The organism is Desulfocurvibacter africanus subsp. africanus DSM 2603 (genome assembly GCF_000422545.1).
Lineage (GTDB): Bacteria > Desulfobacterota > Desulfovibrionia > Desulfovibrionales > Desulfovibrionaceae > Desulfocurvibacter > Desulfocurvibacter africanus.
The window spans coordinates 20,109-45,400 of record NZ_AULZ01000005.1 but is presented as its reverse complement, the minus strand read 5'-3'; the positions used below and the strand labels follow the sequence as shown (position 1 = coordinate 45,400).

Here is a 25,292-nt window from a genome sequence, read left to right as displayed (position 1 = left end):
GCATCGCTTCATGCCATCAGCGGCAGGCGCTCCATTATGTCTTCCACCAGCTCGTTCAGGGACTTGCGGGCCTGCAGCAGGCCGTCCATGACTTCCATGTATAGCGGTTCGCGCTCGGCCAGGGTGCGCCGCAGCTCTTCCACCATGGGGCTGTCGCTCAGGGCCGGCCTGCGGGCCAGGTCCGGGTCGTTGGCCAGCCGCGCGGCCAGCAGGGGCACGTCGGCCATGAGGTAGAGCGTCTTGCCGCATTCGCGCATGCGCTGGCGGTTCTCGGCGCGCAGGACCATGCCGCCGCCCGTGGCCACGATCTGCCCCGTGCGGCCGCAGACCTCGGCCAAAGCCTGGCTCTCCAGGTCCCGGAAAGCCTCCCAACCGCCTTCCGAGACGATGGCCGCGATGGACTTGCCGGCCTTCTCCTCGATCAGCAGGTCCGTGTCCACGAAGGTCATGCCGGCCTTTTCGGCCGCCGCCCGGCCCAGGGTGCTCTTGCCGCTGCCGCGCAAGCCCACTAGGAAGAGGTTCGCTGGCCGGGCATCGGGGCTGGGTCGAACGAAGTTGCTGTAGTCGTAAACGGAAACCTTGTCGGCGTCCTGTACCTCTGCTTTCTTGTTGATGAAATCCTTGGGCTTCATGGCCGCACCTCCTGGCGAGACATTCTAAGAGTTGGGAAGGGCTTTGCCCTCCCCAAACCCCACCCACCAGGGGAATCATTCCCCTGGACCCCGCATGGTAACTAGCAAACTGTTTTGTAGCAGCCCGTAGAATGCGGGGTCCAGGGAGCCGTTGCTCCCTGGTGGGTGAGAGTCTGAGAGAGGGCAAAGCCCTCTCTCAGTTAATCTGCATCGAAACTCTCACGGCCTACTCCAGATTGCCCAGCTCCTTCACCACCTGACGCAGGCCGTCCATCATGCGCTCGGCCTCGGTATTGCCCTTGCCGCGGGCCATGAGTTCCCGAGGCGTCATGGGCTTGCCGAAGGTCAGGCTGATGGGTGTGAACAGGCGTGGAAAGGCTTTGTTCGGCGGCATGGCCTCGTAGGCTCCGTTGATGGCCACTGGCACCACCGTGGCCGGGTAGCGCGCCAGGACCATGCCCAGGCCGGGCTTGAAGGATTGCAGGTATCCGTCGCGCGTGCGCCGGCCCTCGGGGAACCAGCCCAGCGAATCGCCCCTGGACAGGACCGCGGCGGCAAAGGCCAAGCTGGCGCGGATGCCGGAGGTCGGGTCGATGGGCACGGCCTGGCCCAGGCGGCTGACGAAGCGGAAGAACTTGTTGCGGAAGGCGATGCCGGTCCAGCCCGCCCAGTACAGGAGCCGCGAGCGGCGGTAGCCCAGCGCGGCCGCGACTGCGAAGGCGTCCAGGAAGCTCTCGTGGTTGGGCGCGATGACGAACGGACCCTTGGTGGGAACGTTTTCCCGGCCGCTGACCCGCATGCGGAAGAATCCGTAGAAGACGGTCTTGACGAACAGGGACATGAGCAGCGCCAGTATCCGTTTGGACTTGGGCAGGGGCTTGAGCCAACGCTTCTGCGTGTCGCTGAGCACCTCCAGGGGCTGCTCGATGGGGTCGGCGACAGGACCGGCCTGCTCCTGGCTGGCGTGGCCGCGTACCTCGGACAGCAGGTCGCGCACGTTTTCGATGCGGCCGATGGCTTCCTCGGACAGGTCCACGCCCGTGCGCTCGCGGATGACCATGGTCACGTTGAGCCACTCAAGGGAGTCAATGCCCAGGTCCATGGACGGGCTCGTGTCCGGAGTCAGCCGGCGATCGGGGAAGCGCTCGGCCAGCCACAGCCAGACCGTGCGCGCAGCGTCGTTCTCCAGCAGTCGCTGATCGTCGGGTCCCATGTCCGAGACGTCCATGGGGCCTGCCGGGCCGATGGCCTCGGCGTCGCCGCTCTTGGCGCGGTCGAAGAGCTGCTCCAGGATGTGCCGGCGGATCTTGCCCAGGCGGGTGCGCGGCAGGGGTTCGCGGGTGATGGCGAAGTCCGCTAGCCGCTTGTAGGAGGGCAACCGCTTGCCGATCTCGGCCAGGGCGCGGCGCACCGCTTCGCGCAGGTCGCCCTCGCCGGCCTTGCGCAGGGCGTTCAGGTCCGGCACCACCAGGGCGGCCAGGCTGCCGCCGCGCTCCACCACGCCGCACTCGCGGATGTACTCGTGGCTCTCGCAGGCCTCCTCGACTTCGTCGGGCTGCACGTTCTCGCCGCCCTGGGTCACGATGAGCGTGGAGGCGCGGCCCGTGAGGCGCAGGATGCCCTTGTCGTCAATGCAACCCAGGTCGCCGGTGCGAAACCAGCCATCCTCGGTGAAGGCCTCGGCGGTCTTGTCCGGCAGGTGCAGGTAGCCCTTGAACACGCCGGGGCCGCGAGCTTGAATCTCGCCGCCCGCACATGCGCGGGCTTCCTCGTCGCCGCCCAACGCCCGGGGAGGCTTGCCGATACGCAGCTCCACGCCCGGCAGAGGCACGCCGACGCTGTCCATCTCGCGTGAGTCGAGCTGTTTGGAGGCCAGCAACGGCGAGGTCTCGGTCAGACCATAGCCGATGGCCACGGGCAGGCCCAGGCCTTCCAGCTTCCAGCCGAGTTCCGGGTCCAGCAGTGAGCCGCCCGAAGCCAGGAAGCGCACCCTGCCGCCGAGGCGGCGGTTCAGGGAGCCGAACAGGAGTTTGCCGAGGCGTATGCCGGTGCGCTTATATACTTTCATGGACAGGCCGAGCAGGAGACCGAAGATCATGCGGGCGAGCGCTCCGGAGGCTTTGACCTTGGCCTCGATGCCGTCCACCAGGGCCTTGTACAGCCTGGGCACGCCGGCGATAACCGAGACTTGACCCTGGCTCATGGCGCGCACGAGCTCGGGGCCGGTCAAGCCGTAGGGCAGGATGACCGGCATGCCGAAGCTGAGCGGAAAGAAAAAGCCGAGCACGAACGGATAGACGTGGTGCATCGGCAGGGGTGTGAGCATGCGGTCTTCGTCGTTGAACAGGCGCATGTCCACCAGGGCCTGCAACTGAGCGGAGACGTTGCCGTGCGTCAGGGGCACGCCCTTGGGCCGGCCTGTTGTGCCCGAGGTGTAAAAGAGCGCGGCTACGTTATCCGAATCGGCGGGGGCGAAAGGCGGCACATCCCGGTCCGCTGCCTTGGCCGTCAGCGCGGCCAGGGACCTGGGCTCGCTCGCGGGTGCGTCGAGCAGCACGATTTCCGGGGTCTTGCCGTGGGCGCGGAGTTTTTCCGCGCGCTCCCGATCCGCGAAGACCAGCACCGCGCCGCTGTCCTGCAGCACATGCTCCAGGGCTTGGCCCGAGAGCTGCGCGTCCATGGGGCAGACCACCAGGCCTGCCCGGAGCACGCCCAGGGCAGCGGTCATGAAGGCCGGCGAGGGTTCGGCCATGAAGGCCACCACGGCTTGCCTGCCCAACCCGCGCGCCGACAGGGCCGCGGCCACGCGACCGGTGCGCGCGTCGAGCTCCGCGAAGCTGATGGTCTCGGCATCCTTTTCGCCAAAGGCAATGATCGCCGGCTTGTCCCCGCGATCGGCCATGGCCGCAAGCTTGCCGACCAGGGTGCGCTGTTCGTCCATGCTCCCGCCCCTCAGGGTCCTGCCCTGACGCTTTGTATGGTATGCAAAAGAAAAGGCGAGGCTACCTGTTCCATTTACTGCGGGAAGTGCATGTGCTCACCCCGAGCAGGCGGTACAGCGGGCACCACTTGAGGAGTCCGGTCAGCAGCGGCACCAGCCCGATAAGCCCCACCCAGCTCTGGAAATAGACGCCGGCTCCGAGAATGGCAAGTCCCGTGAAGACGCGCAGCAGGGCCTCGGTCCGGCCCACGTTGCAGCGCAGCCTGTATGTGTCCTCCAGCTTGGGAATCTGCACGTGGCCTCCTTTGCCAGTTATCCTCCCTCGATGTTCATGAGCCGCTCCAGGAGCTTCTTGGCCGCGTCGCCGCAACGTTCGTCCAAGCGCGTGAGGCCAGCATCCAGAGCCATCTGTCTGGCTTCGCGGCACTCCTGCGCGCTCACCGCGCGGTCGATGCCGGGCATTGCGCAGGCCTTGCCGCATGTCCGGTACTGCTCCATGACGTTGACATAGGTATTCCTGGACAATCCGGCGATGAAACGCATCCATTCGACCGTGCCGGCCAGCCCTTCGGGCATGACCAAATGGCGCACGAGCAGCCCCTCGCGAGCCATTCCCGTGCCGTCCAGGCGCAGGTCGCCCACCTGGCGGTGCATCTCGGCGATGGCTTCGCGGGCGCGCTCGGGATAATCCTTGGCCCCGCAGAGTTTCCTGGCCACTTGCGGGTCCCAGAACTTGGCGTCGGGCATGTAGATGTCCACCACGCCGTCCAGCAGGCGCAGAGTCTCCAGACTGTCGTAGCCGCCGGAATTGTAGACCAGCGGCACGGCCAGGCCGCGCTCCACGGCTATGGGCAGGGCCTCCAGAATCTGGGCCACGACGTGCGAGGGCGAAACGAAATTGATGTTGGCCGCGCCTTCGGCCTGCAAATCCAGCATAATCTGCGCGAGGCGCTCGGGGCCGGCCTCCGGGAAGGCCTCGTCCGGATGGCTGATGTCCCAGTTCTGGCAGAAGACGCAGTTAAGGTTGCACTGGGCGAAAAAGATGGTGCCCCGAGCCCATTTTGCCCACCAGCGGAGCCTCTTCGCCGAAGTGCAGATTCCAACTGGCCACCTGGGCATGGCGGCCCGTGCGGCATACACCCAGCTCGCCATGCAGGCGGTCCACGGCGCAGTCGCGCGGGCACATGCGGCATTCGGACAGGCGGGCGACGGCTTGCTCGGCTCGCCGCGCAAGCTCGCCGCTGCCGAAGAGACTCAGGTATCTAGGCGTGCTGGCCATGAACTACCTCCCCTAATTTCATTAAAAATAAGTTTACCACGGGTGCGCGGCGCGACACAAATCCCGGATTTTCCCCCATCTCCAGTCGGGAGCGAGGTTTTACGCCTGCGCTGGCCCGCGCGGACATAATGATTGCCACCCGGGAAGCCCGATTATCCTTGTCCGTGATCCCCAGGCTTGCATATGCTTGAAGGCGGAAACGTCCAAGCTCCACGCCGCCAATCCCAAGCAGGGCAGGGTTTCCCCTTGGTTCGCGTGGCCACTTCAAGCCGGAGGTCATCGAATCCATGCCGACAATTCCCCGCGACAAGCTGCCGGAGAGCACGCTGGCGTTGTTCCGCGACGGGTACGAGTTCATCGGTAAGCGCTGCGAGCGCCTGGGCAGCGACGTTTTCCAGACGCGGCTCATGCTCCAGAAGACCGTCTGCATGCGCGGGCCGGAGGCGGCCCAGGTCTTTTACGACCAACGCTATTTTCAGCGCAAGGGCGGCGCCCCTCTGCGGCTGCGGAAGACCCTGTTCGGCCAGGGCGGCGTGCAGGGCATGGACGGCGAGGCGCACCGGCACCGCAAGGCCATGTTCATGTCGCTCATGTCCTCGGAATCCATCGCCCGCCTGGTGCGCCTCATGTCCGACGAGTGGCGTGCCGCCCTGCCCGAGTGGGCCGAGAAAGGCCGTGTCGTGCTACTCGATGCGGCCAGGGATATCCTGTGTCGGGCCGTGTGCGCCTGGACCGGCGTTCCGTTGAAGGAGTCCGAGGTCCGCAAACGCACGCAGGACTTCGCGGCCATGATCGAGGACTCGGGCGCGATCGGGCCGCGGCACTGGAAGGGCAGGCTGTCCCGCAAGCGGGCCGAGGGGTGGATCGGCGGGATTATCGAGGCCGTGCGCGCCGGCAGGCTGAATCCTCCCGAGGGCAGCGCGCTGCGCACGGTCGCATTCCACCGGGAGCTCGACGGCGAGCTGCTTAAGACGCGCATCGCGGCGGTGGAGCTGATCAACGTCCTGCGGCCCACCGTGGCAGTGGCGCGCTTCATCACTTTCGCGGCCCTGGCCCTGTATGAGTATCCCGACTGGCGGCGCAGGCTTGCCCGGCAAAAAGACCGGGAGCTGGAGCTGTTCGTCCAGGAGGTCCGGCGTTTCTATCCCTTCTTCCCCTTTGTCGCCGCGCGCGTGAGCAAACCCTTCGATTGGCAGGGCTACCATTTTCCGGAAGGAGCCAGGGCGCTCCTGGACCTCTACGGCACGGACCACGACCCGAGGGCCTGGGACGATCCGGAGACGTTCCGGCCGGAGCGCTTCCTCACCTGGGACGGAAGCCCCTTCAACTTCATCTCCCAGGGCGGCGGCGACCACTACGAGAACCATCGCTGCCCAGGGGAATGGATTACCATTGAGTTGATGAAGGAGGCCGTGCGCCTCCTGGTCATGTCCATGGATTACATCGTCCCGCAACAGGACCTGACGGTCAGCATGACCCGCATGCCGACCATGCCTCAAAGCGGCTTCGTCATCGCCGACGTGCGGCCGCGAGAGGTGATAGTGTAGTATATCCCGCAGACCAATCGGGAGAGGGCTTTGCCCTCTCCCGAACCCTCACCCACCAGGGGGATGATCCCCCTGGACCCCGCATTTTTCAGTGTGACGCGCTCCGCGCCGACTCCAATCCGAAGGTTTCGCGTATGAGTCGATGATACAAACGAAGAATGCCGGGCTTTGCCGGCATTCTTCGCAAACATCGCGGGTCCAGGGCGGCGTTCCGCCCTGGTGGGTGGGGTCTGGGGAGGGCAACGCCCTTCCCAGCTCTTATATCTTACTCTTACCTTATCAGCCGTCGGCGCATGGTGCGCAGGCCGAGCAAGCCGAACAGGAGCGTGAAGCCCAGCAGGTAGACCAGGTTGATCAGGGCGTTGGACTCGGAGGCGCGCAGGGACAACAGGCGGCACAGCTCGACCAGATGATAGAGCGGAAAGGCCAGGGATGCGGCCTGGGCCCAGCCCGGCAGGCCCGAGATGGGGAAGAAGGTGCCCGAAAAAAGGAACATGGGCGTGATGAACAGGAACGTGGGCAGGTTGAACATGTCGATGCTCGGCGTGATGCCTGTGAAGAACATGCCGATGGACCCGAAGGCCAGGCCGCCCAGAAAGGCCAGAGGAATGAGCAGAAGTCCCGACGGGAAGGCCACGTAGCCGAGCGGCATGAGCACCAGCAGCATGATGGCCACGGCGGCCGCGGCCTTGGAGGCGCTCCAGACGATCTCGGCCGTGATGACCTCCTCCAGCGAGAGCGGGGTGGCCAGCATGGCGTCGAAGGTCTTCTGGTAATACATGCGCACGAAGGACGTGTAGGTGGTCTCGAAGAAGCTGTTGTACATGACGGCCGTGGCGACCAGGGCCGGGGCGATGAACTCGGTGTAGGTCAGGGACAGGCCTGCGTACTCCACGTTGCCGATCATGCCGCTGAAACCCAGGCCGAAGGCCAGGATGTAGAAGGCGGGCTCCAGCAGCGGCACCAGGAAGTTGACCTGCCAAATGCGTTTGTAGACCACCAGGTTGCGCCACCAGACGCGGAACAGGCGCAAGGAAAGGTTGCCGGTCATGCGTACAGCTCCCTGACGGTCACTCGCGCAGCTCCCTGCCGGTGAGGCGCAGGAACACGTCCTCCAGGGTCGCCGTGCGGAAGATGCAGCGCTCCATGCAGTAGGTCTGGCGGATGTGCTCGCCCAGGGCCGGGTCGCCGTCGTAGACGATGGCGCGCTCGCCCAGGTCGTCGTGGTTGATGTTCCGCTCGCGCAGGAAGGCGCGCAGTTCGGGCGCGGGGCTGCCGATCTCGATGATGGAGTCGCCCGCGTGCTTGCGCACCAGCTCCTGCGGGCTGCCCTGCACCAGTATCTTGCCGTGGTCCAGGATGACCAGCCGGTCGCAGAGGTGCGCGGCCTCCTCCATGTAGTGTGTGGTGAGCAGGAGCGTGAGCCCGCGTCGCTTGAGGTCCGTCAGCCGGTCCCAGAGCTGGTGGCGCGACTGCGGGTCCAGGCCGGTGGTGGGCTCGTCCAGGATGACCAGCTCCGGGTCGTTGATGAGCGCGCGGGCCAGGATGAGCCGGCGGGCCAGGCCGCCGGAAAGCTCGCCGACCTTGGCCTTGCGTTTTTTCTCCAGGGCGAAGAAGGACAAAAGCTCGTCGGCGCGCTTGCGGGCCACCTTGCGCGGGATGGCGAAGTAGCCGGCGAATAGGTGCAGGTTCTCCTCCACGGTCAGGTCCGTGTCCAGGGTGTTGTCCTGCTGGCACACGCCCAGGCGGCCCCGTATCTCGCGCCAGTGGTCGCGGATGTCCAGGCCGAAGACGCGCATGCTCCCGCTTGTGATTGGCGAGAAGCCGTACATCATGCGAATGGCCGAGGTCTTGCCCGCGCCGTTGGGACCCAAGAGGCCGAAGAACTCGCCGCGCTCCACGCGCAGGGACACGCCGTCCACGGCGGTGAACACGCCGAAGCGCTTGCACAGGTCCGTGGCCTCGATGATGGGTGGGATCGCTGGATCTGGGGTCATCCTCGTTTCATCCTCGGCAATCCTATCCCACTTCCGGGGCGGCTTGTCCATGCGGGCCGGAATGTGCCAAAACCTACAGAGTCCGCTCCACCGTCACCACCGTCACGCGCAGATGCTCGTGCGCCGGCCTGGACTGCTTGAAACGGCGCAGCTCCTCCAACAGGCCATCGATGCGCTCCTCGTCCACCAGGGCCTGCACGAGGCTCATGTTGCCCGGAAAGACTTGCGAGCCGTGGTGCTTGCCGTCCTTGTCGCGGCCCTCGGCCATTGGCAGGCGCACGAAGCTGTCGATCCCATGGCGGTCCAGGATGGCCTCCACGGCCTCCTTGAACTCGAAACGATGGAAGATGTGCACGAGCTTGGGCATGGCTCAGTCCTCCTCCGCGCGGCCTTTGCGGCGGGTCAGCCAGACGCGCAGGTCGGCCGTCAAGGTGTAGACCACGGGCAGCACGATCAGGGTCAGGAAGGTCGTGACGAGCAGGCCCGAGGCCACGGCCACGCCCATGGGCGCTCGGGCTTCGCCGCCCGCGCCGAAGCCCAGGGCGATGGGCAGCATGCCGAGCACCGTGGACATGGTGGTCATGATCACGGGCCTGAAGCGCACGTGGGCCGCGTCCATGGCGGCCTTGCGCGCGGATTCGCCGCGAGCCTGCAGCACGCCCGCGTAGTCGAGCATGAGGATGGCGTTCTTGGTGGCCATGCCCGCGAGCATGATGAGCCCGATAAAGGCGTAGATGCCCAGCGGCATGTCCAGCAGCCACAGGGCCCCGGCCGCGCCTACCCCGGCCAGGGGCAGGGCGGTGAGGATGATGAGCGGATTGACGAACGACTCGAACTGCGCCGCGAGCACGAGGTAGATGAAGATGACCGAGAAGACGATGGTGATGCTCAGGTAAAAAAAGGACTCCTGGAAGTCGCGGGTCTGGCCCGTGAACTCGAAGGAGAAATCGTCCGGCAGGTTTTCGTCGAGCCAGTCCTGCAGCGCGGCGAGCGGATCGCCCAGGGCCACGTCCGGCGGGGTGGAGGCCGAGACCGTGGCTGAGCGTAGCCGGTTGAAGTGGTGGATCTCGCTGGGTCCCACGGTTTCCGTCAGCTCCACGAGGTTGTCCATGGAGACCAGGGCGCCGGTCTGGTTGCGCACGTAGATGCGCTTGATGTCGTCGGGAACCATGCCGCCCTTGCCGACGACCTCGGGGATGACTTCGTAGCGCTCGCTGGCGCGCTCGATTTCCGAGATATCCGGCTCGCCCAGGAGGAAGCGCAGGGCGTTGGACAGTTCCAGCACGCTGATGCCCATCTGCGTGGCCTTGTCGCGCAGGATGTCCACCTCAACCTGGGGTTTGTTGAGCTTGAGGTTCGTGTTCACGCCGATGAGGTCCTGGCGCTGGTTCATCCAGGCCATGACCTGCTCCTGGGCAGCGGCCAGGGCGTCGATGTCCGGGTTCTGGAGCACGAGCTGCAGGGGCGCGCCCTCGCCGCCGATGCCCGAGCCGCCGCTGGAGAAGACGAAGGCCCGTCCGCCCGGCAGGAGGGAGAGCTCGCGACGCAGCTCCTGCATGATCTCGGACTGGTGCCGCCCGCGCTGGGCCGCCGAGTGCAGGCGCACGAAGGAGATGCCGTCGTTGACCCGACCAGGCCCGCCGCCGCGCGACAGGGCGATGGCCAGGAAGAACTGGCGCACCTCGGGCGTGGCGCGCAGGACCTTTTCGATTTCGCGCGCATAGAGGTCGGTTTGGCCAAGGGTCGCGCCCTCGGGCGTCTCGAAGGAGATCATGAATTCGGCGCGATCCACCTCGGGCTGGAACTCCGTGGACAACCGCGTGAACAGGAAAGCGCCCAGCCCGAAGGCCGCCAGGGCCAGCAGGACCGTGAGCCAGCGCGCGGCCATGGCCACGTCGAGAGAGCGCGCGTAGGCCGCCTCGAATATCTCGAAGCCGCGCTCCAGGGCGTGGAAGATCCTCCCGCGCTTGTGGTTCCGGTGCAGCAGGCGCGAGCAGAGCATGGGCGTGAGCGTGAGGGCCGTGAGCGTGGAGGCGATGACCGTTGCGGCCACGGTTAGGCCGAACTCGTAGAAGAAGCGGCCGATGAGCCCGGGCGTGAAGGCCACGGGGATGAACACCGCCGCCAGCGACAGGGTGTTGGCGATGGACGGGAAGGCCACCTCCGTGGTGCCCACGCGCGCGGCCGGCACCGGGTCCGCGCCCTGCTCCAGGTGGCGGTAGCTCGATTCCAGCACCACGATGGCGTCGTCGATGACGATGCCGATGGCCAGGATGAGCCCAAGCATGGTCAGCGTGTTCACAGAGAAGCCGAGCACGTTCATGACCGCCAGGCCGCCCAGCAGCGAAGCCGGGATGGCCAGGCCCACGATGAGCGTGCCCCGGAAGGTGCGCAGGAAAAGGAGCACCACGAGCACGACCAGACCCGAGGTCAGGCCGATGGTGAACAGCAGGTCGCGGATGGATTCCTCGATGAACACGGATTCGTCCGAGGCGATCTGGTAGTCGAGCCCGGCCGGGAAATCGCGGGCCAGCTCCTCCATGCGCGCTTTGACCCCCTCGGCCAGGGACACGGTGTTCGCGCCGCTCAGCTTGACCACGCCCATGCCCACGGCCGTCTCGCCCACGAAACGCGCGATCTGGCGGTCGTTTTCCACGCCGTCCACGGCCTGGCCCACGTCGCGGACGCGCACCGGCCCACCATCGCGCGAGGCCACGATGAGCTCGTTGAAGGGCTCGGCCTCGGAAAGCTGGCCGCGCGTCTTGACCAGGAACTCGCGGGCCACGGACTCCACGCGGCCCGAGGGGATGTCCACGTTGTTGGCCTGCACCGCCTCGACCACGTCCTGCACCGTGAGGCGGTGCGCGGCGAGTTTGAGCGGGTCGAGCTCGATGCGCACGGCGTAGCGCCGCTCGCCGCCGATGATGATGCGCCCCACGCCGCGCAGGTTCTCCAGCCGCTGGCGCAGCACCTCGTCGGCATAGGTGGACAGGCGCACCTCGTCCCAGCGCGTGTCGCCGGTCAGCGCGATCCACAGCACGGCCTGGGCGTCCGGGTCGAGCTTCTCGATGATGGGCTCCTCGATGCCGTCGGGCAGTTCGCGCCGGGCGCGGCTGACCCGGTCGCGCACGTCCTGGGCCGCCACGTCTATGTCGCGCCACAGCTCGAATTCGGCCGTGACCGTGGCCACCTCCTCGCGCGCCGTGGAGGTCAGGGTCTTGAGGCCCTCGACCGTGTTGATCTCCTCCTCCAGCGGCTCGATGATCTCGGTCTCCACCACTTCGGGCTCGGCGCCGGGAAAGACCACGTTGACGCTGACGATCGGGAACTCCACGTCCGGGTCCTCGCGCACGGGCATCTGGTAGTAGCCGTAGATGCCGAAGATGGCCGTCACGAGCACGCCGACGATGGTCAGCACGGGCCGGGAGATGCAGAAATTCCAGATCACGGTCCGTTTCCTGCGCCGTTCATATCAGCCGGCCTTTCCCTGCGGTCGGGCTCGGCCGCGTTGGCGGAGCCGCCTGGACTGCCTGGATTGACTAAGCTGCCTGGATTGGCGATCCCGTCGGAACCGGGCCGGCCCTCGGGCTGCCTGGCCAGGCTCGTGCCGTGGCCATCGGTTCCGTCAGGGCCCGTGTCGTCCCGGCCACGCCCCGCAACCTGCACCGGCGTGTCGTCGCTCAGGTTGAGCTGGCCGGCCACGACCACCTCCTGGCCGACGTCGAGGCCTTGGCGTACCTCGGCCAGGCCCGTGCGGCGCAGGCCTATGTCCACGGGCCGCATCATAGCCTTGCCGTTCTGCACGACAAAGACCAGATAACCCTCGCGTGTGGCCACCAAGGCGGACTCGGGCACCGCGGGCCTGTCTTCGCGCACGTCGAGCACGAGCCTGGCCGTGGCGAAGGCGCCGGGCTTGAGCAGGCCCTCGGGATCGCCCACCAGGGCCTTGACCGCGAATTTGCGCGTAGCCACGATCACGCTCGGACTCACGAAGCTGACCCGTCCTTCGAATTCCAGCTCCGGGTAGGCCGTGACCGTTATGCGCACGGGCTGGCCCAGACGCACGCGGCCCATGTAGCGTTCGGACACGTCGAAGGTGATCTCCAGGCGATCGGAGTAGAGGGTCACGAGCTCATCGCCCTCCTCCACGTAGTCTCCCACGTCCACGTTTCTCTGGGACACTTTTCCGGCCATGGGCGCGCGGATGCGCATGTCCTCCAGCCGTTCACGGTCCAGGGCCACCTGGGCCTCCAACCGGCTCACTTCGGCCTGGGCTACGCGGAACTCGGTCTGGCGCTGATCCAGCTCGTCCTTGGATACCGTACGTCGTTCGTAGAGCCGCCAGAAGCGCTGGTACGTGCGCCTGGCGTTCTCCTGGCTGGCCCTGGCCGACTGCAGGGCCGCTTGGTTCGCGGCTAGTTCGCGGAGCAGCTTATTGGCATCCAGGAGAAACAGCAGCGCGCCCTTGTTCACGCGTTCGCCTTCCCGAAAGCCGATCTCGCGCACGATGCCGCTCGCTTCGGGCCGGATGCGCACGACCTCGACCGCCAGCAGGGTGCCGATGCCCGTGACGTCCTCCAGGAAATCGCTCCTGCGCACCGTGGCCGTCTCCACCGCAACGGAAGGCTCCTCCGCGGCCTGCTGCGGCTCCTCCCCGCAGGCGGCCAGGCCGCACAGCAGGAGGGCCAGCCACACCCATGCAGCCCCTCGCGCCACTATCGGCCGGTCAGTCGCACAACCCACGCATCGCTCCCTTCTCATACCATGACGCCTCTAGAGCTGGAGCTTTCCACTATACTCCAACAGAGGCTTTCGTGAAGCCTGACATGAGCAAGCTTTTGAAGACCCTCAGGTTCCCATGGATTTGAAACCGTGTTAAGCATGGCCAGATAGACCCTCGCTCGTGCCGTTAGGCTGGCCCGGCGGCACGGACGGGCTTGTCCCGCAGGAGCATCCCAAGGAGATTGAAATGGCGAATCAGTACCACGAGCCGGTAGGCGAATTGACCCAGCAGGACCGGAACTATGTGCGGGCGCTCATGAGCCTCAAGGAAGAGATCGAGGCGGTGGACTGGTACCATCAGCGAGTGGCCACCTGCCCTGATCCGCAACTCAAAAGCATTCTGGCCCACAACCGCGACGAAGAGATCGAGCACGCGGTCATGGCGCTGGAGTGGCTACGGCGCAACATGCCCGGCTGGGACGAGCAGATGCGCACGTATCTCTTCACCGAGGGTGATGTGACCGCCATCGAGGAGGCCGCGGAAATCGGCCAGGCTGGAGAGGTCGGAGGACGCGGCGCGGATCAGCCCGTGCAGGAAGCGTCCGTCCCGGCCGGCGGAGGGCTGGGTCTCGGCAGCCTGAAGAAGAGCACCTGAACACGCGCACGGTAAGCCCACACGGAGGAACCATGGACATTCTCAAGCGAGAGCTGGCGCCTATCACGCAGCAGACCTGGGCCGTCATCGACGAGCAGGCCCGCATGATCCTCAATTCGGTCCTGTCCGCCCGCAAGGTCGTGGACGTGGACGGCCCCAAAGGTTGGGAATACTCGGCTGTGCCCTTGGGCAGGCTGAGCTTGCCCGAGAATCAGCCCATCGAGAACGTGCACTTCGGCATCCGCCGGGTGTTGCCCCTGGTGGAAGTGCGCGTGCCCTTCGAACTGGACATCTGGGAGATCGACAACCTGGTGCGCGGAGCCAAGGACATCGACCTGTCGCCCCTGGAAAAGGCCGCGCGCGATCTGGCGCGCATGGAGGAGCGGGCGGTCTACTACGGCCTGCATCAGGCCCAGATCAAGGGCCTCAAGGAGGCCTCTGGCCACGAGGCCCTGGGCATTTCCGGCTCTCCCGAGGATATCGTGCAGAAGGTCACCGAGGGGCTGACGCGCATGCTGCGCGAAGGCATCCAGGGGCCGTTCGCCCTGGTGGTCTGCCCCGAAATGTGGGTCGCCTTGTCGGGCCAGATCCGCGGCTATCCGCTGAACAAGTACGTGGAGAGCATGCTGGGCGGACCCATCGTGGTCAGCCCGTTCGTGGAGGACGCCTTCCTGATCTCCACGCGCGGCGGCGACATGACCCTGACCCTCGGGCAGGACATCGGAATCGGCCACGGCTCTCATGACAAGGAGAAGGTCAAACTCTTCTTCACCGAGTCCTTCACCTTCCACGTGCTGGAGCCCCGCGCCATCCAGTGCTTCGGCTGGAGCCAAGGCGGCTAACGCTATGCCTCCGGCGGCCAAAGGGGCTCTGCCCCTTTGGAAACCCCGCCAGGGGGGACGCCCCCCTGGACCCGCGATATTTTTGGAAGAATGCCGGGAAAACCCGGCATTCTTCGTTATGTGCCCTAAATAGGTGTGCGGAAAGTTCGGCATAGAGCCGGCGCGAAGCGGAACAAACTACAAAAATGCTGGGTCCAGGGGAATCAGTCCCCTGGCGGGTGAGGGTCTGGGAGAGGGCGCAGCCCTCTCCCAGTTTCTTCGCGGCGACTTAGCGCAGACCTTTGCTGTTCAGGAAAGGGCTGTATTTCTTGTCCGTGCCCTTGATGTGGTTGACCACCCAGTTCTTGAGGAAATTAAGGATATCCGTGGTGACCTGAGCCTTGCCGGTCTTGAAGGCGGCGGCGAACTCGCTCACCTTGGTCTTGAGGACCGCGTGCTCGCGGGCGTGGGCCGAAGCCTGCGGGTAGCCGTACTTGGCGAAGAGCTTCTCCTCGTGGTCGAAGTGGTAGACCGTATAGTCCACAAGCTCGTTCAAGATTTTTACCAGCGCGTTGTTGCCCTTGCCGGCCTTCATGGCCGCGTAGAGCTGATTGAGCAGATCCACGAGCTTCACGTGCTGCTGGTCGATCTCGCGCACGCCCACGCTGAGCGTGGCGGTCCAGGTCAACAGGGTGTCGCCCTGGCTGGCCTGCATGTCGCGGATAAGCTCGCCGAGCTGCACGGTCAGGGTGGTGAGCTGCCCAATGGCACGGGACGACTCGTGGATGCCGCCTGCGATGTCCACGGCGATCTCGCGCACCTCGCCCACGGCTTGGCTTATCTCGTGGCTGGAGGCAGACTGTTCCTCGGCGGCGGAGGCGATGGAGGCGATCATGGTCGCGTTGTCCTCGGTATGGCGCACGATCATCCGCGAGGACTCGCCGGAGCGGGTGGCCATATCCGCGGCTTGGGCCGCCAGGGCCACGGCCTCATCCATGCCTTCCACATTGCGTTTCACGGAATCCTGGATGGCCAGGATGCTCGCTCCCACTTCCTTGGTGGCCAGCATGGTCTTCTCGGCCAGCTTGCGCACCTCGTCGGCCACCACGGCGAAGCCGCGGCCCGCCTCGCCGGCCCTGGCCGCCTCGATGGCCGCGTTGAGCGCCAGCAGGTTGGTCTGGTCCGCGATGTCATTGATGACGTTGATGACCTTGTCGATGGACATGGCCATGTTGCCCAACTCGGCCATGTCGGTCTTGAGTCGCGTGGCCACGCCGTTGACCTTGGTGATGGCCTCGTGGGAACGCGTGACGACCTGCATGCTCTCCTGGGCCCGTTCCTTGGCCATGTCCACGTTGGTCGCGGCCGTGGCCGCGCTGCGTGAGACCTCGGTGATGGCCATGTTCATTTCGCCCATGGCTACGGCGGTATGATGCATGCGCTCCTTCTGGTTGTCCGCGCCGGACACGATGCGCGAGGAGAGTGATTCCAGCAGGTCGGAGGATTCAGTGATCTTGTGAGCCACCGCCTGCAGCCGGCCCGCGGCCTCGCGCATGCCTTCCTCGCGGGCCTGCTCGGCCATTTGCGAGGCTTCGCCAGCCTGACGTACGGCCTCATCCGAGCGGGCCGTCACCGCGCGCAGTTCCTCGGATTTGGCGGTCAGCTCCGCCTTGCGGGAGCGCAGCTCGCCAGCCAGGCTCTCGACTGTCTCGGCCAGGCCGGTTTCAGCAGCGATGCCTGCGGCTAGCGCAGTGGCCATGGCGCGCTCCTGGGGCGCGAATACCTGTCGCAGCAGATAGAGCGCCAACCAGGACAGCGCCGGGGCCATGGCCAGGCAGAGCACCAGGGTCGCCGTGGGCGCGAACAGGGAAAGCACGGCCGCGAGGGCGGCTACGACTGCGCACAATGCGCAAACGGTCAGCACGAGTTGCTTTTGATGCATGTCGTTACCTCGAAGAGGGTAGAGATCGGAGCGGTTGGCCTGGAAGACGGCAGCAAAAGCGTTCAAGCCTTTGGCCATGGAGTTCTTCTGGCAGTTTGTTTGTACGCCCCGGCGCGGGAAAGTTCAACCGCGATCAGTCGTGGTTCAGGCAGGGGAAGGGTTGTACGCGGCTGTATTCGCGGAGTATTGCCGCGAGAAAGCCCCGGCAAACAAGGCGGGACAGACAAAGGCATGGCGAGGCGGCACGCTCGTTTTCAGAGCATTAGAGCATTTTGCTTTTGAAAATGCTCTGCTAGCCATGTGTCGGCATGGCTAGCCGCCGCGTAGGCGTAGGCGCAATTTATTTGCGCCGTCAACGCCGGAGCGGGCGTCTTAAAAGCAATCTGCTTTAAAGGGTTCGCCGGACGCTCATCAGAAGTTGAGCTGGAATGCCGTGCTGGCGCGCATCTCGGGCGACTCGTCGCCGAAGCCGCCGCCCGCGCCCACGGCCATGAAGAGCTGGTCGCTGAACTCGTAGATCAAGCCGGCTTCGGCGATATTGATCTCCTCGTCGGTGAGGGTGGTATGCTCGCGCCAGATGTCGGCCAGCATTATCCAGTTCTGGTTCAGCCGGTAGCTATAGCCGAGCAGGTACAGCCAGCCGTCCTTGCGCTCGTCTGCATACGGCTCGAGGTTACGCAACCAAGAGCCGTTCACATGCACGCGGTGCAGCCCCGAGTCGCCAAGGTGCCAGGAGGCCAGTAGCTTGAGCGAAGGGTCCACGCCCCGGCTGTCCTCTCCCGACGGGAAGGTCAGAGCGCCCTTGACCGCCAGGGAGGGCACCCAGCGGCCGGCCTCGGTGAGCTTGTACTGCGCCGAGGCCGTGATGTCTCCGCTACCCCGGTCGTCGATATTGCCGAGCAGGAATAGCGAGGCGAGCTCCAGCTCCAGTCTCTCCAATGGGCCGTATTGCAGCGCCGGCTCAAGCTCGAAAAGATCCTCGCCGTCCTCGCCCAGCTCGTAGGCAAAGCTGCCCTGGAAGGTGAAATTATCCTTACCGATGACCTCGGCATCCTCCATGCGTAACGGGAAATTCTCGTCCAAGTCGTAAGACTGTGCCAAGGCCTGCAATGGCGCGGCAGCCAATAATCCCAGAAGCAGCACTCCGCACACGGCCGTGCGCAACCCAGCGTTCATGTCAGTCCTTCCCTTTCCTGCGAAATCTAGTCCCACTTGCCTTCAAAGAGCGGCCGCACCGGGTTCTCGTCCACGTCCAGGCGCAGCTCCTGAAACACGTCGGCCGAATGGCGCGTCTCGTGTTCGGGGTTCAGCTCCAGGCCCAGCTCTTCCTTGACATCATCCGAGGCCGGGATGAGCAGGAATTCGCAGCCCTCGTGGTCCAGGAACTCGGGTGGATCGGCGTCGGCGAACTTGCGGCCGCGAAACTCCTCCTGGAGCTTCTTGGGGAAGCCGGCCTGCTGGCCATCGGACAGGCCGGCCTGGGGCTTGCCGCCGCTCTCCGGGTTCTTGACGCTTATGATGTAGCTTGCTTCCCGCGCGATGTTGAGGTCTTTCTGGACCTTGCCTGTCTTGTCCGGCAGCTCCAGGGCATAGACCAGGTGCGTGTGGTCGCCGTGGCGCAAGATGCGGTAGACACCTTCGCCAACGGGCCTGGCCGCCGGCAGGTGCTGCCTGCCACGGGTCTTGGTCCGGTACTCGTCGGAACCGAGCTCGTCCCGGATGGCCGTGGGGTCCTTGCGCACCATGTCCACGAAGCCCCAGTATTTGCGCCGGCCCTTCTCGGAGGGGTCGGGCAGCTTCTTGCGGCCCACCACGGCCAGGCGCACCACATCGCGCCGCCCGGGCGAGAGCACCATGTACATGCGCTCCACGTCGCCCAGGCCGGAGGGCTCCTCCTCGTTCACCTTGGGCCGGTAGAAGAAGTAGACGCTGCCTTTCTCCAGGGTCTGCACGTCGCCTTTGGACGCCATGTCATCCTCCGTCGGCTTCCTGGGGCTTGGTCAGGATTTCTTTTTCTGCAAGTCCTTGACCGCCGGGCCGTGCAGTACGCGGCCGTCGATGTCGAACCGCGAGCCATGGCACGGACAATCCCAGGACCGTTCGGCATTGTTCCACTGCACCACGCAGCCAATATGCGTGCACACGCGCGAGACCGCATGCAGCTCGCCCTGCTCGTCGCGAAAGGCCGCTACGGTCGATCCATCCAGCTTGGTCAGCCCTCCGTGGCTGGGCTCCAGGTCCTTGGCCTGCGTCTTGGGCGAGGAGAGCCGGTCCGAGACGAGACGCCTGACCTTGTGCAGGTTCTGTCCGGCCACGGGTCCCAGGTCGCTCAGCTTCAGGCGGCCCACGGCGTAGGTGCGCGACAAGGAGTTTTTGACCCCATAGATAAGGTCGCGCAGCAGGTGCGCGGCGACCATGGACTGGGACATGCCCCAGCCGCCGAACCCGGTCACGGCGAGGATATTCTTCTGTCCGCGGGATACCGGGCCCACGTAGGGCAGGCGGTCCAGGGGGAATTGGTCGTGGGTGGACCAGCGGTAGACCGGGTTCTCCAGGCCCATGGTCTCGCGGGCCCACTCGGCTAGGCGCGCGTAGCAGGCTTCCGTGTCTGTCACTTGGCCGGAGTGGTGTTTTTCGCCGCCCACGAGCAGCCAGGTGCGGTCCCCGGATGTCTGCAGGCGCAGGGAACGGAAGGGCTGGCGCGTCTGGTAGTACATGGCGTCCGGGATGAAGCCCGGCTCCACGGGATAGGCAAGCACGTAGGAGCGCGACTGGACCACGCGCAGGAAGAACTCGGAGCTGCGGTGAAAGGGGATGTTGGTGGCCAAGACTACATGCTTGGCCCGCAAGAGCCCGCGGTCGGTGATGACGTCCGCTGGCTGGCCGGGGCGGATCTCCAGGGCGCGGGTGTTCTCGAAAATTTTCACCTCGCGCCCGGCCAGCTCGCGGGCGATGCCCAACAGGTACTTGAGCGGGTGAAAGCGGGCCTGGTTCTCGGCCCTTACGCCGCCGGACACGCCGAAAGGCAGACCCGTGTCGCGCGAGAAGCTCGCGGGCAGGCCGCTCTGCCTGGCCGCATCGGCTTCGGCGGCCAGGGCGGCCATGTCCTCCTCGCGATTGGACACGGTCCAGGCCGGCGCGTGGCTGAAGTCGCAGTCGATGGAGTAGCGTTTGATAACGGCTTCGTACTGGGCGATGGCGTTTTGGTTGGCCTCGCCATGCAAGGCCGCGGCCTCGCGGCCGAAGCGGCGAGTGATGTCGGTGTACAGCTGGCCGTGCAGGGCCGTGATCTTGGCCGTGGTATTGGCCGTGACCCCGGAGCCTACCTCGCGCATGTCGATGACGGCGACGCGTTGGCCGGACTGTAGAAGAAGCAGGGCCAGGTTCAGTCCGGCCATGCCCGCGCCGATGATGGCCGTGTCCACGAGATTGTCGCGGGTCATGCGCGGATAGCGGCTCGGCTCCACGGTATCCACCCACAGGGATCTGGAGAAGGTCGGGCCCTGCTGCATTGTATGCTCTTCGATAGGCGAGGATTGGCTGTCCATGTCATGCTCCCTGTTTGTGAGACGCGGCCGCTAAGGTAGCCTATCTGGAGAAAAAAGTGCAAGCGGATCGCATAATCTTGGCAAGTACAGTCATGTAGGACGAGTTCCTACGACATGCACATGAATGCCTTACTTCTTGTAGTCCTAAACCCTAAGTCGCAGGGACTAATGTGTAGGATAATGTACTACAGCAATAAGAATGTTTTTTTATGCAATAATTAACTTTGTTGGCAAATCTGTGTGATTTCACAGCCTTTATTGATGTATTTTGGTTAGTGAATAACTTCATCAGGATGGTCATGCCGCTTGCCTCTAACGTCGAGATGTGGTTTCCCCTGTAGGCTGAGGAATTAATGTCCAGGGGCGCGAATCACGTAAGAGGAGGATTGCATGGCCAAACAGGTGCTCATTACGGGCGGAGCGGGCTTCATCGGCTCGCATCTGGCCGACGAGCTTCTGGCCGCCGGATACGCGGTGCGAGTGCTAGACAACCTGAGCGAGCAGGTTCACGGCCGGGACAAGATCCGTCCTGATTATCTGGATCCGGAAGTGGAACTGCTGGTCGGGGATGTGCGCGACATGAACATGCTGCGCAAGTGCCTGTGCGGAGTGGACGCGGTATTCCATTTCGCGGCCATGGTCGGCGTCGGGCAGAGCATGTATCAGGTGCGCGATTATGTGGACGTGAACGAGACCGGAACCGCCGCCCTTCTGCAGAAGCTCACGACGAATCCCGTGGAGCGGTTGATCGTGGCCTCGTCCATGTCCATCTACGGCGAGGGCCTCTATCTGGCTCCCGACGGCCGGCTGGTGGAAGACGCCTGCCGCGAGGGCGAGGCCCTGCGCCAGGGACGCTGGGAGTGCTGCGACAGGGACGGCGCGCCGCTCGTGCCCATGCCCACGCCGGAAAGCAAGCGGCCCTGCCTGGCCTCGGTCTACGCCCTTAGCAAGTACGCCCAGGAACGCATGTGCCACATGGTGGGTTCAAGCTACGGCATCCAGACCGTGGGCCTGCGCTTCTTCAACGTCTACGGCACGCGCCAGGCCCTCTCCAACCCCTACACGGGCGTGCTGGCTATCTTCGCCTCGCGCCTGCTCAACGGCAAATCGCCCATGATCTTCGAGGATGGTCGCCAGCGCCGGGACTTCGTGCACGTGGCCGATGTGGCCCGAGCCTGCAGGCTGGCCCTGGAAAAGCCGGATGCCGCAGGCAAGGTCTTCAACATCGGTAGCGGCAACAGCTATTCCGTGCGCGACCTGGCCGAAGGTCTGGGAGCGGTGCTGGGCAGCTCCCTGGAGCCGGAGATCACGGGCAAGTGCCGCGTGGGCGACATCCGCCACTGCTTCGCGGATACGAGCCTGGCCAGAAACGTGCTCGGCTTCAAGCCCCAGGTGGAGCTGAGCGACGGCCTGGCGGAGCTGTCCGACTGGCTGGCGGGACAGCAGGCAGTGGACAAGTTCGACGACATGGCCAAGGAGCTGAGCGGCAGGGGGCTGACCATATGACAGCCAAGCGGGGAACCGCGTCCCTGTCGCGTCAGCGCAGCGGACCCCATGCGCTGGTCACCGGCGGGGCAGGCTTCATCGGCACAAACTTGAGCCACCGTCTGGCCGGCCAGGGACGCCGCGTGCTCATCCTGGACAACCTGTCCCGGCCCGGCGGCGAACGGAATCTGGCGTGGCTCAAGGCCATGCACGGCGATCTGGTCACCGCGCAGACAGCCGACGTGCGCGACGCCCGCGCCGTGGCTTCGGCCGTGCAGGGCGCGGACGCAGTCTTCCATCTGGCCGCGCAGGTGGCCGTGACCACGAGCGTGCGCAATCCGCGCGCGGACTTCGAGGTCAACGCCGCGGGCACGCTCAACGTCCTTGAGGCCTTGCGAAGCCTCGAAAACCCGCCGCCATTGGTGTTCACCTCCACCAACAAGGTTTACGGCAAGCTGGCCAATCTGGAGCTGCTGGAGGGCGACACGCGCTATGCACCGGTCGATGCCTTGGTGGCCGAGCACGGCGTGGCCGAGGACCGTCCCCTGGATTTCTACAGCCCTTACGGCTGCTCCAAGGGCGCGGCCGATCAGTACGTGTTGGATTACGCACGCATCTACGGCCTGCGGGCCGTGGCCATGCGCATGAGCTGCATCTACGGCCCGCATCAGTCCGGCACCGAGGACCAGGGCTGGGTGGCCCATTTCCTCATCAGCGCCCTGGAGGGACGGGGGCTGACCATCTACGGCAACGGCAAGCAGGTGCGCGACGTGCTCTGGGTGGAGGATTTGGTCGACGCCTTCCTGCTGGCCGTGAAGCTTGCCGACGATCTGCGCGGCAGGGCCTTCAACATGGGCGGCGGGCCGGATAACGCCATAAGCCTGCTGGAGCTTCTGGACATGATGCGCGAACTGGGCGTGACGCCCGCTTCCATGGCCTACGGCAAGGGCAGGCCTGGCGACCAGGCCTGGTTCGTGGCCGACACGGGCGGCTTCGAAGCGGCCACGGGCTGGAAACCGCGCATGAGCAAGAGGGACGGTGTGGCCGCCCTGACGAAGTGGCTCAAGGAGCACAGAGTCATGGCAGGCGGACAACTTTGGGCACGGGAGGCCATTTCATGAGATTCGCGCTCGTCAATCCAAACTGGTGCTTCGCCGGCAGCGTCTATTTCGGCTGCCGCGAGCCGCATCTGCCGCTGGAGCTGGGCTACGCCGCGCGGGCCCTGGAGGACGCCGGCCATGAGGCCGTGATCATCGACGCGCACCTGTTCAATCTGTCACTGGGCGATTTGCGCGCCCGGCTGGAGGACTTCGCGCCGGACTTCACGGTGCTGGTCACTGCCCCGACCTACCTGTTCTGGCGCTGCGCCCAGCCCGAGCTGACCGTGCCCGAACTGACGGCCGCGGCCATCATCGAGGCGGCCGGCGTGCTCGTGGCCGTGGGCCCGCACCCGTCCACCAGCCCCGGTTCGGTTCTGGCCAAGCTGCGGGCCGACGCCGTGCTGCGCGGCGAGTTCGAGCAGGCCCTGCCACTTTTGGCGGACAAGGACTGGCGCGAGATTCCCGGCCTGGTCTTCAACTGGCGCGGACGCCTGCACGGCAAGGACGGCCGGGTGCAGACCGCGAAGGTGGAGGCGTTGCCGGCCTTGAGCTGGCCAGACGAGTGGATCTCGCGCCATGTTCACCATCACCACCGCTTCGATGCGCCGCCCAAGGGTCCCGGCGCGGAGGTGGAGGCTTCGCGCGGCTGCCCGTTCGGCTGTGTGTTCTGCGCCCGCGAATACTTCCGCGGCGTGTACCGCAAGCGGCCCATGGCCACGGTGCTGGCCGAGATCGACGGCCTGCTGTCGCGGGGCGTGGAGTACGTCTACTTCATCGACGAGCTGTTCCTGGCCGACCGGCCATTGCTCAGCGAACTGGCCGCTCGTGGACTCAAATTCGGCATCCAGACGCGCATCGACATATGGAAGCCGCGCGATCTGGAACTGCTGGGCAGGGCCGGCTGCGTGTCCGTGGAGGCCGGCCTGGAGTGCCTGACCCCGGATGTGCGCGCCCTGCTCGGCAAGCGCAGCGCCATGAGCACCGAGCAGATGGTCGAGCGGCTGGTCATGGCCAAGAGCAATATTCCCTTCGTGCAGGCAAACCTGGTGGACGTGGGCTGCGAGAGTCCGGACTTCGTGGCCGAGTGGCGGGACAGGCTGCACAGTCGCGGCATATGGGCCAATGATCCCGTGCCCATTTTTCCTTATCCCGGCTCGAATATCTACCGGCGCAAATGGGGCGAGCCCGACGACCTGGCTTGGGAGCGGGCCCTGCAGGACTACCATGCGGGCGTAACGCGCCTGAGCGAGCTGCAGGACGCCTGGAGCATGCCCGCGGCAGTGGGGAGCTAGAGCATTTTGCTTTTGAAAATGCTCTGCAAGCCATGCGTCGGCATGGCTTGCCGCCGAGCAGGCGTAGGCGCAATTCACTTGCGCCGTCAACGCCGGAGCGGGCGTCTTAAAAGCAATCTGTTTTGGCTGGAGGCGGCATGACCATAACGAGGAAAGTGCGGCGGGTGCTCATGACCGCCGATGCCGTGGGCGGGGTCTGGGATTACTGCCTGGACCTGGTGCGGGGCCTGGCGAAGCTCGGCGTGCGCGTGACCCTGGCGGTCATGGGCGACCTGTCCGCCGAGCGGCGCGCCGAGGCCGAGTCCATTGTCGGCCTTGAGCTGCACCACGGCGACTTCAAGCTGGAGTGGATGGACGGCGGCACGGCGGACGTGGGTCGAGCCGGGGAATGGCTGCTGGACCTGGAGTCCGTGGTCAGGCCGGACCTGATCCATCTGAACAATTACGCCCACGGCTGCCTGCCCTGGAAAGCGCCTTGCCTCGTCGTGGCCCATTCGTGCGTGCTGTCCTGGTGGCTGGCGGTCAAGGGGCGCATGGCCCCGAAACAGTGGTTGGGCTACGCCGAATTGGTCAAGCGTGGCCTGCTGGGAGCCGACGCGGTGGCCGCGCCGACGCGTCACATGCTGCGCACGATACACAGCCTGTACGGCCGCTCGGCTCCGGCCATCGTCATCCGCAACGGCTGCGACCCCGCCTTGTTCTCGCCCGGCCGCAAGCAGCCGCTGGTGCTCGGGGCCGGGCGCGTGTGGGACGAGGCCAAGAACGTAACCAGCCTGGACAAGGCCGCCAGCAACCTGGCCTGGCCCGTGAGAATCGCCGGAGAGTGGCGCCACCCTTGCGGCACATCCTGCAAGCCCGCCAACGCCGAGTACCTGGGCTTTTTGCCGCGCGCGGCCTTGGCCGGACACATGGCCAAGGCCTCCATCTACTGCCTGCCCGCACGCTACGAGCCATTCGGCCTGACGGTGCTCGAAGCGGCCATGAGCGGCTGCGCCCTTGTGCTGGGCGACATCGGCAGCCTGCGCGAGCTGTGGAACGGCGCGGCGCTGTTCGTGGACCCCGACGAGCCCAGGGAGCTGCGCAATGCCCTGACCCTGCTCATGATCCGCAAGGGTTTGCGCACGCGGCTGGCCCGCGAGGCCCGCGCAAGGGCCCTGGCCATGAGCGTGGAGCGCATGGCCCTGCGTTACGCCGCGGTTTACAACCTCATGGTAGGCGACGGCCTAGGGGTCATCGACTTGGAGCACGCCTCCTCCAGCGAAATCGAACCCGATGACCAGGGCCCCGACGACTCGGGACAAGGGCCGCTGGCCTTGGCCCAGGGAGCCTAG

At 65.5% G+C, this 25,292-nt stretch carries 21 protein-coding genes; 7 read left to right on the top strand and 14 right to left on the bottom strand.

The features are described from left to right. Window positions 1-8: 8 nt before the first annotated feature. The 5 genes from aroL to H585_RS23615 all read right to left on the bottom strand — a co-directional run bounded on the left by aroL (window position 9) and on the right by H585_RS23615 (window position 4,852). Entirely contained in the window at window positions 9-632 is a 624-nt protein-coding gene (gene aroL / locus H585_RS0104335; RefSeq protein WP_051182931.1) for a shikimate kinase AroL, read from the bottom strand. A 226-nt stretch (window positions 633-858) separates the two neighbouring features. After that, entirely contained in the window at window positions 859-3,573 is a 2,715-nt protein-coding gene (locus tag H585_RS0104330) for an AMP-binding protein (RefSeq protein ID WP_027366901.1), read from the bottom strand. A 61-nt stretch (window positions 3,574-3,634) separates the two neighbouring features. Beyond that, window positions 3,635-3,868, bottom strand: a complete 234-nt coding sequence (locus H585_RS0104325; RefSeq protein ID WP_027366900.1) for a YgaP family membrane protein — start codon at window positions 3,866-3,868, stop codon at window positions 3,635-3,637. 17 nt (window positions 3,869-3,885) lie between these two features. Continuing rightward, window positions 3,886-4,692, bottom strand: a complete 807-nt coding sequence (locus H585_RS23620; protein WP_338042126.1) for a radical SAM protein — start codon at window positions 4,690-4,692, stop codon at window positions 3,886-3,888. Continuing rightward, the gene (locus H585_RS23615; protein ID WP_244432476.1) at window positions 4,592-4,852 is read right to left on the bottom strand and encodes a hypothetical protein; all 261 of its coding nucleotides are present in this window, start codon (window positions 4,850-4,852) and stop codon (window positions 4,592-4,594) included. Before H585_RS23615 ends, H585_RS23620 begins: the two co-directional genes overlap by 101 nt. A 287-nt stretch (window positions 4,853-5,139) precedes the next feature. Here H585_RS23615 and H585_RS0104310 point away from each other — a divergent pair, with 287 nt between their 5' ends. After that, complete coding sequence (locus tag H585_RS0104310; protein WP_027366898.1) at window positions 5,140-6,399, top strand: CYP152 family fatty-acid peroxygenase CypC; 1,260 nt, start codon at window positions 5,140-5,142, stop codon at window positions 6,397-6,399. A gap of 271 nt (window positions 6,400-6,670) precedes the next feature. On the opposite strand, the gene H585_RS0104305 is transcribed toward H585_RS0104310, so the two are convergent. From H585_RS0104305 to H585_RS0104285, 5 genes are all read right to left on the bottom strand, one after another. Then, complete coding sequence (locus H585_RS0104305; protein WP_027366897.1) at window positions 6,671-7,450, bottom strand: ABC transporter permease; 780 nt, start codon at window positions 7,448-7,450, stop codon at window positions 6,671-6,673. A gap of 19 nt (window positions 7,451-7,469) precedes the next feature. Further along, on the bottom strand, window positions 7,470-8,396 hold the full coding sequence (locus tag H585_RS0104300; protein ID WP_014259469.1) for an ABC transporter ATP-binding protein: 927 nt from the start codon (window positions 8,394-8,396) through the stop codon (window positions 7,470-7,472). A gap of 73 nt (window positions 8,397-8,469) precedes the next feature. Continuing rightward, on the bottom strand, window positions 8,470-8,763 hold the full coding sequence (locus tag H585_RS0104295; RefSeq protein ID WP_027366896.1) for a PG0541 family transporter-associated protein: 294 nt from the start codon (window positions 8,761-8,763) through the stop codon (window positions 8,470-8,472). A 3-nt stretch (window positions 8,764-8,766) separates the two neighbouring features. Next, window positions 8,767-11,844, bottom strand: a complete 3,078-nt coding sequence (locus tag H585_RS0104290) for an efflux RND transporter permease subunit (RefSeq protein ID WP_027366895.1) — start codon at window positions 11,842-11,844, stop codon at window positions 8,767-8,769. Then, on the bottom strand, window positions 11,841-13,091 hold the full coding sequence (locus tag H585_RS0104285; RefSeq protein ID WP_244432475.1) for an efflux RND transporter periplasmic adaptor subunit: 1,251 nt from the start codon (window positions 13,089-13,091) through the stop codon (window positions 11,841-11,843). The genes H585_RS0104290 and H585_RS0104285 overlap by 4 nt, the downstream gene beginning before the upstream one ends. A 274-nt stretch (window positions 13,092-13,365) precedes the next feature. Between H585_RS0104285 and H585_RS0104280 the strand changes: the two genes are divergently transcribed. Together H585_RS0104280 and H585_RS0104275 are read left to right on the top strand one after the other, a co-directional pair. Continuing rightward, window positions 13,366-13,773: an encapsulin-associated ferritin-like protein gene (locus H585_RS0104280; RefSeq protein WP_027366893.1), complete on the top strand. Its 408-nt coding sequence runs from the start codon at window positions 13,366-13,368 to the stop codon at window positions 13,771-13,773. Between the two features lie 32 nt (window positions 13,774-13,805). Continuing rightward, window positions 13,806-14,615, top strand: a complete 810-nt coding sequence (locus tag H585_RS0104275) for a family 1 encapsulin nanocompartment shell protein (RefSeq protein ID WP_027366892.1) — start codon at window positions 13,806-13,808, stop codon at window positions 14,613-14,615. Between the two features lie 268 nt (window positions 14,616-14,883). Here the strand turns inward: H585_RS0104275 and H585_RS0104270 are convergent, their stop codons facing one another. From H585_RS0104270 to H585_RS0104255, 4 genes are all read right to left on the bottom strand, one after another. Next, window positions 14,884-16,536, bottom strand: a complete 1,653-nt coding sequence (locus tag H585_RS0104270; protein ID WP_027366891.1) for a bacteriohemerythrin — start codon at window positions 16,534-16,536, stop codon at window positions 14,884-14,886. 411 nt (window positions 16,537-16,947) lie between these two features. Next, the gene (locus H585_RS0104265) at window positions 16,948-17,712 is read right to left on the bottom strand and encodes a phenol degradation protein (RefSeq protein WP_027366890.1); all 765 of its coding nucleotides are present in this window, start codon (window positions 17,710-17,712) and stop codon (window positions 16,948-16,950) included. Between the two features lie 26 nt (window positions 17,713-17,738). Continuing rightward, on the bottom strand, window positions 17,739-18,506 hold the full coding sequence (locus tag H585_RS0104260; RefSeq protein ID WP_027366889.1) for a hypothetical protein: 768 nt from the start codon (window positions 18,504-18,506) through the stop codon (window positions 17,739-17,741). Window positions 18,507-18,536: 30 nt separating this feature from the next. Further along, window positions 18,537-20,084: an FAD-dependent oxidoreductase gene (locus H585_RS0104255; RefSeq protein ID WP_014259479.1), complete on the bottom strand. Its 1,548-nt coding sequence runs from the start codon at window positions 20,082-20,084 to the stop codon at window positions 18,537-18,539. 390 nt (window positions 20,085-20,474) lie between these two features. On the opposite strand from H585_RS0104255, the gene H585_RS0104250 reads away from it, so the two are divergent. The 4 genes from H585_RS0104250 to H585_RS0104235 all read left to right on the top strand — a co-directional run bounded on the left by H585_RS0104250 (window position 20,475) and on the right by H585_RS0104235 (window position 25,292). Beyond that, the gene (locus H585_RS0104250) at window positions 20,475-21,590 is read left to right on the top strand and encodes an NAD-dependent epimerase/dehydratase family protein (RefSeq protein WP_014259480.1); all 1,116 of its coding nucleotides are present in this window, start codon (window positions 20,475-20,477) and stop codon (window positions 21,588-21,590) included. Further along, complete coding sequence (locus H585_RS0104245; protein WP_014259481.1) at window positions 21,587-22,690, top strand: SDR family NAD(P)-dependent oxidoreductase; 1,104 nt, start codon at window positions 21,587-21,589, stop codon at window positions 22,688-22,690. The genes H585_RS0104250 and H585_RS0104245 overlap by 4 nt, the downstream gene beginning before the upstream one ends. After that, complete coding sequence (locus H585_RS0104240; RefSeq protein WP_027366887.1) at window positions 22,687-23,961, top strand: TIGR04295 family B12-binding domain-containing radical SAM protein; 1,275 nt, start codon at window positions 22,687-22,689, stop codon at window positions 23,959-23,961. The genes H585_RS0104245 and H585_RS0104240 overlap by 4 nt, the downstream gene beginning before the upstream one ends. A gap of 137 nt (window positions 23,962-24,098) precedes the next feature. Then, on the top strand, window positions 24,099-25,292 hold the full coding sequence (locus H585_RS0104235; RefSeq protein ID WP_027366886.1) for a glycosyltransferase family 4 protein: 1,194 nt from the start codon (window positions 24,099-24,101) through the stop codon (window positions 25,290-25,292).

Bases quoted from the DNA above. Each gene is read 5' to 3' on its own strand.
- aroL (WP_051182931.1), bottom strand. From the start codon at position 632: ATGAAGCCCAAGGATTTCATCAACAAGAAAGCAGAGGTACAGGACGCC.
- H585_RS0104330 (WP_027366901.1), bottom strand. From the start codon at position 3,573: ATGGACGAACAGCGCACCCTGGTCGGCAAGCTTGCGGCCATGGCCGAT.
- H585_RS23620 (WP_338042126.1), bottom strand. From the start codon at position 4,692: ATGCCCAGGTGGCCAGTTGGAATCTGCACTTCGGCGAAGAGGCTCCGC.
- H585_RS23615 (WP_244432476.1), bottom strand. From the start codon at position 4,852: ATGGCCAGCACGCCTAGATACCTGAGTCTCTTCGGCAGCGGCGAGCTT.
- H585_RS0104310 (WP_027366898.1), top strand. From the start codon at position 5,140: ATGCCGACAATTCCCCGCGACAAGCTGCCGGAGAGCACGCTGGCGTTG.
- H585_RS0104305 (WP_027366897.1), bottom strand. From the start codon at position 7,450: ATGACCGGCAACCTTTCCTTGCGCCTGTTCCGCGTCTGGTGGCGCAAC.
- H585_RS0104300 (WP_014259469.1), bottom strand. From the start codon at position 8,396: ATGACCCCAGATCCAGCGATCCCACCCATCATCGAGGCCACGGACCTG.
- H585_RS0104295 (WP_027366896.1), bottom strand. From the start codon at position 8,763: ATGCCCAAGCTCGTGCACATCTTCCATCGTTTCGAGTTCAAGGAGGCC.
- H585_RS0104280 (WP_027366893.1), top strand. From the start codon at position 13,366: ATGGCGAATCAGTACCACGAGCCGGTAGGCGAATTGACCCAGCAGGAC.
- H585_RS0104275 (WP_027366892.1), top strand. From the start codon at position 13,806: ATGGACATTCTCAAGCGAGAGCTGGCGCCTATCACGCAGCAGACCTGG.
- H585_RS0104270 (WP_027366891.1), bottom strand. From the start codon at position 16,536: ATGCATCAAAAGCAACTCGTGCTGACCGTTTGCGCATTGTGCGCAGTC.
- H585_RS0104265 (WP_027366890.1), bottom strand. From the start codon at position 17,712: ATGAACGCTGGGTTGCGCACGGCCGTGTGCGGAGTGCTGCTTCTGGGA.
- H585_RS0104260 (WP_027366889.1), bottom strand. From the start codon at position 18,506: ATGGCGTCCAAAGGCGACGTGCAGACCCTGGAGAAAGGCAGCGTCTAC.
- H585_RS0104255 (WP_014259479.1), bottom strand. From the start codon at position 20,084: ATGGACAGCCAATCCTCGCCTATCGAAGAGCATACAATGCAGCAGGGC.
- H585_RS0104250 (WP_014259480.1), top strand. From the start codon at position 20,475: ATGGCCAAACAGGTGCTCATTACGGGCGGAGCGGGCTTCATCGGCTCG.
- H585_RS0104245 (WP_014259481.1), top strand. From the start codon at position 21,587: ATGACAGCCAAGCGGGGAACCGCGTCCCTGTCGCGTCAGCGCAGCGGA.
- H585_RS0104240 (WP_027366887.1), top strand. From the start codon at position 22,687: ATGAGATTCGCGCTCGTCAATCCAAACTGGTGCTTCGCCGGCAGCGTC.
- H585_RS0104235 (WP_027366886.1), top strand. From the start codon at position 24,099: ATGACCATAACGAGGAAAGTGCGGCGGGTGCTCATGACCGCCGATGCC.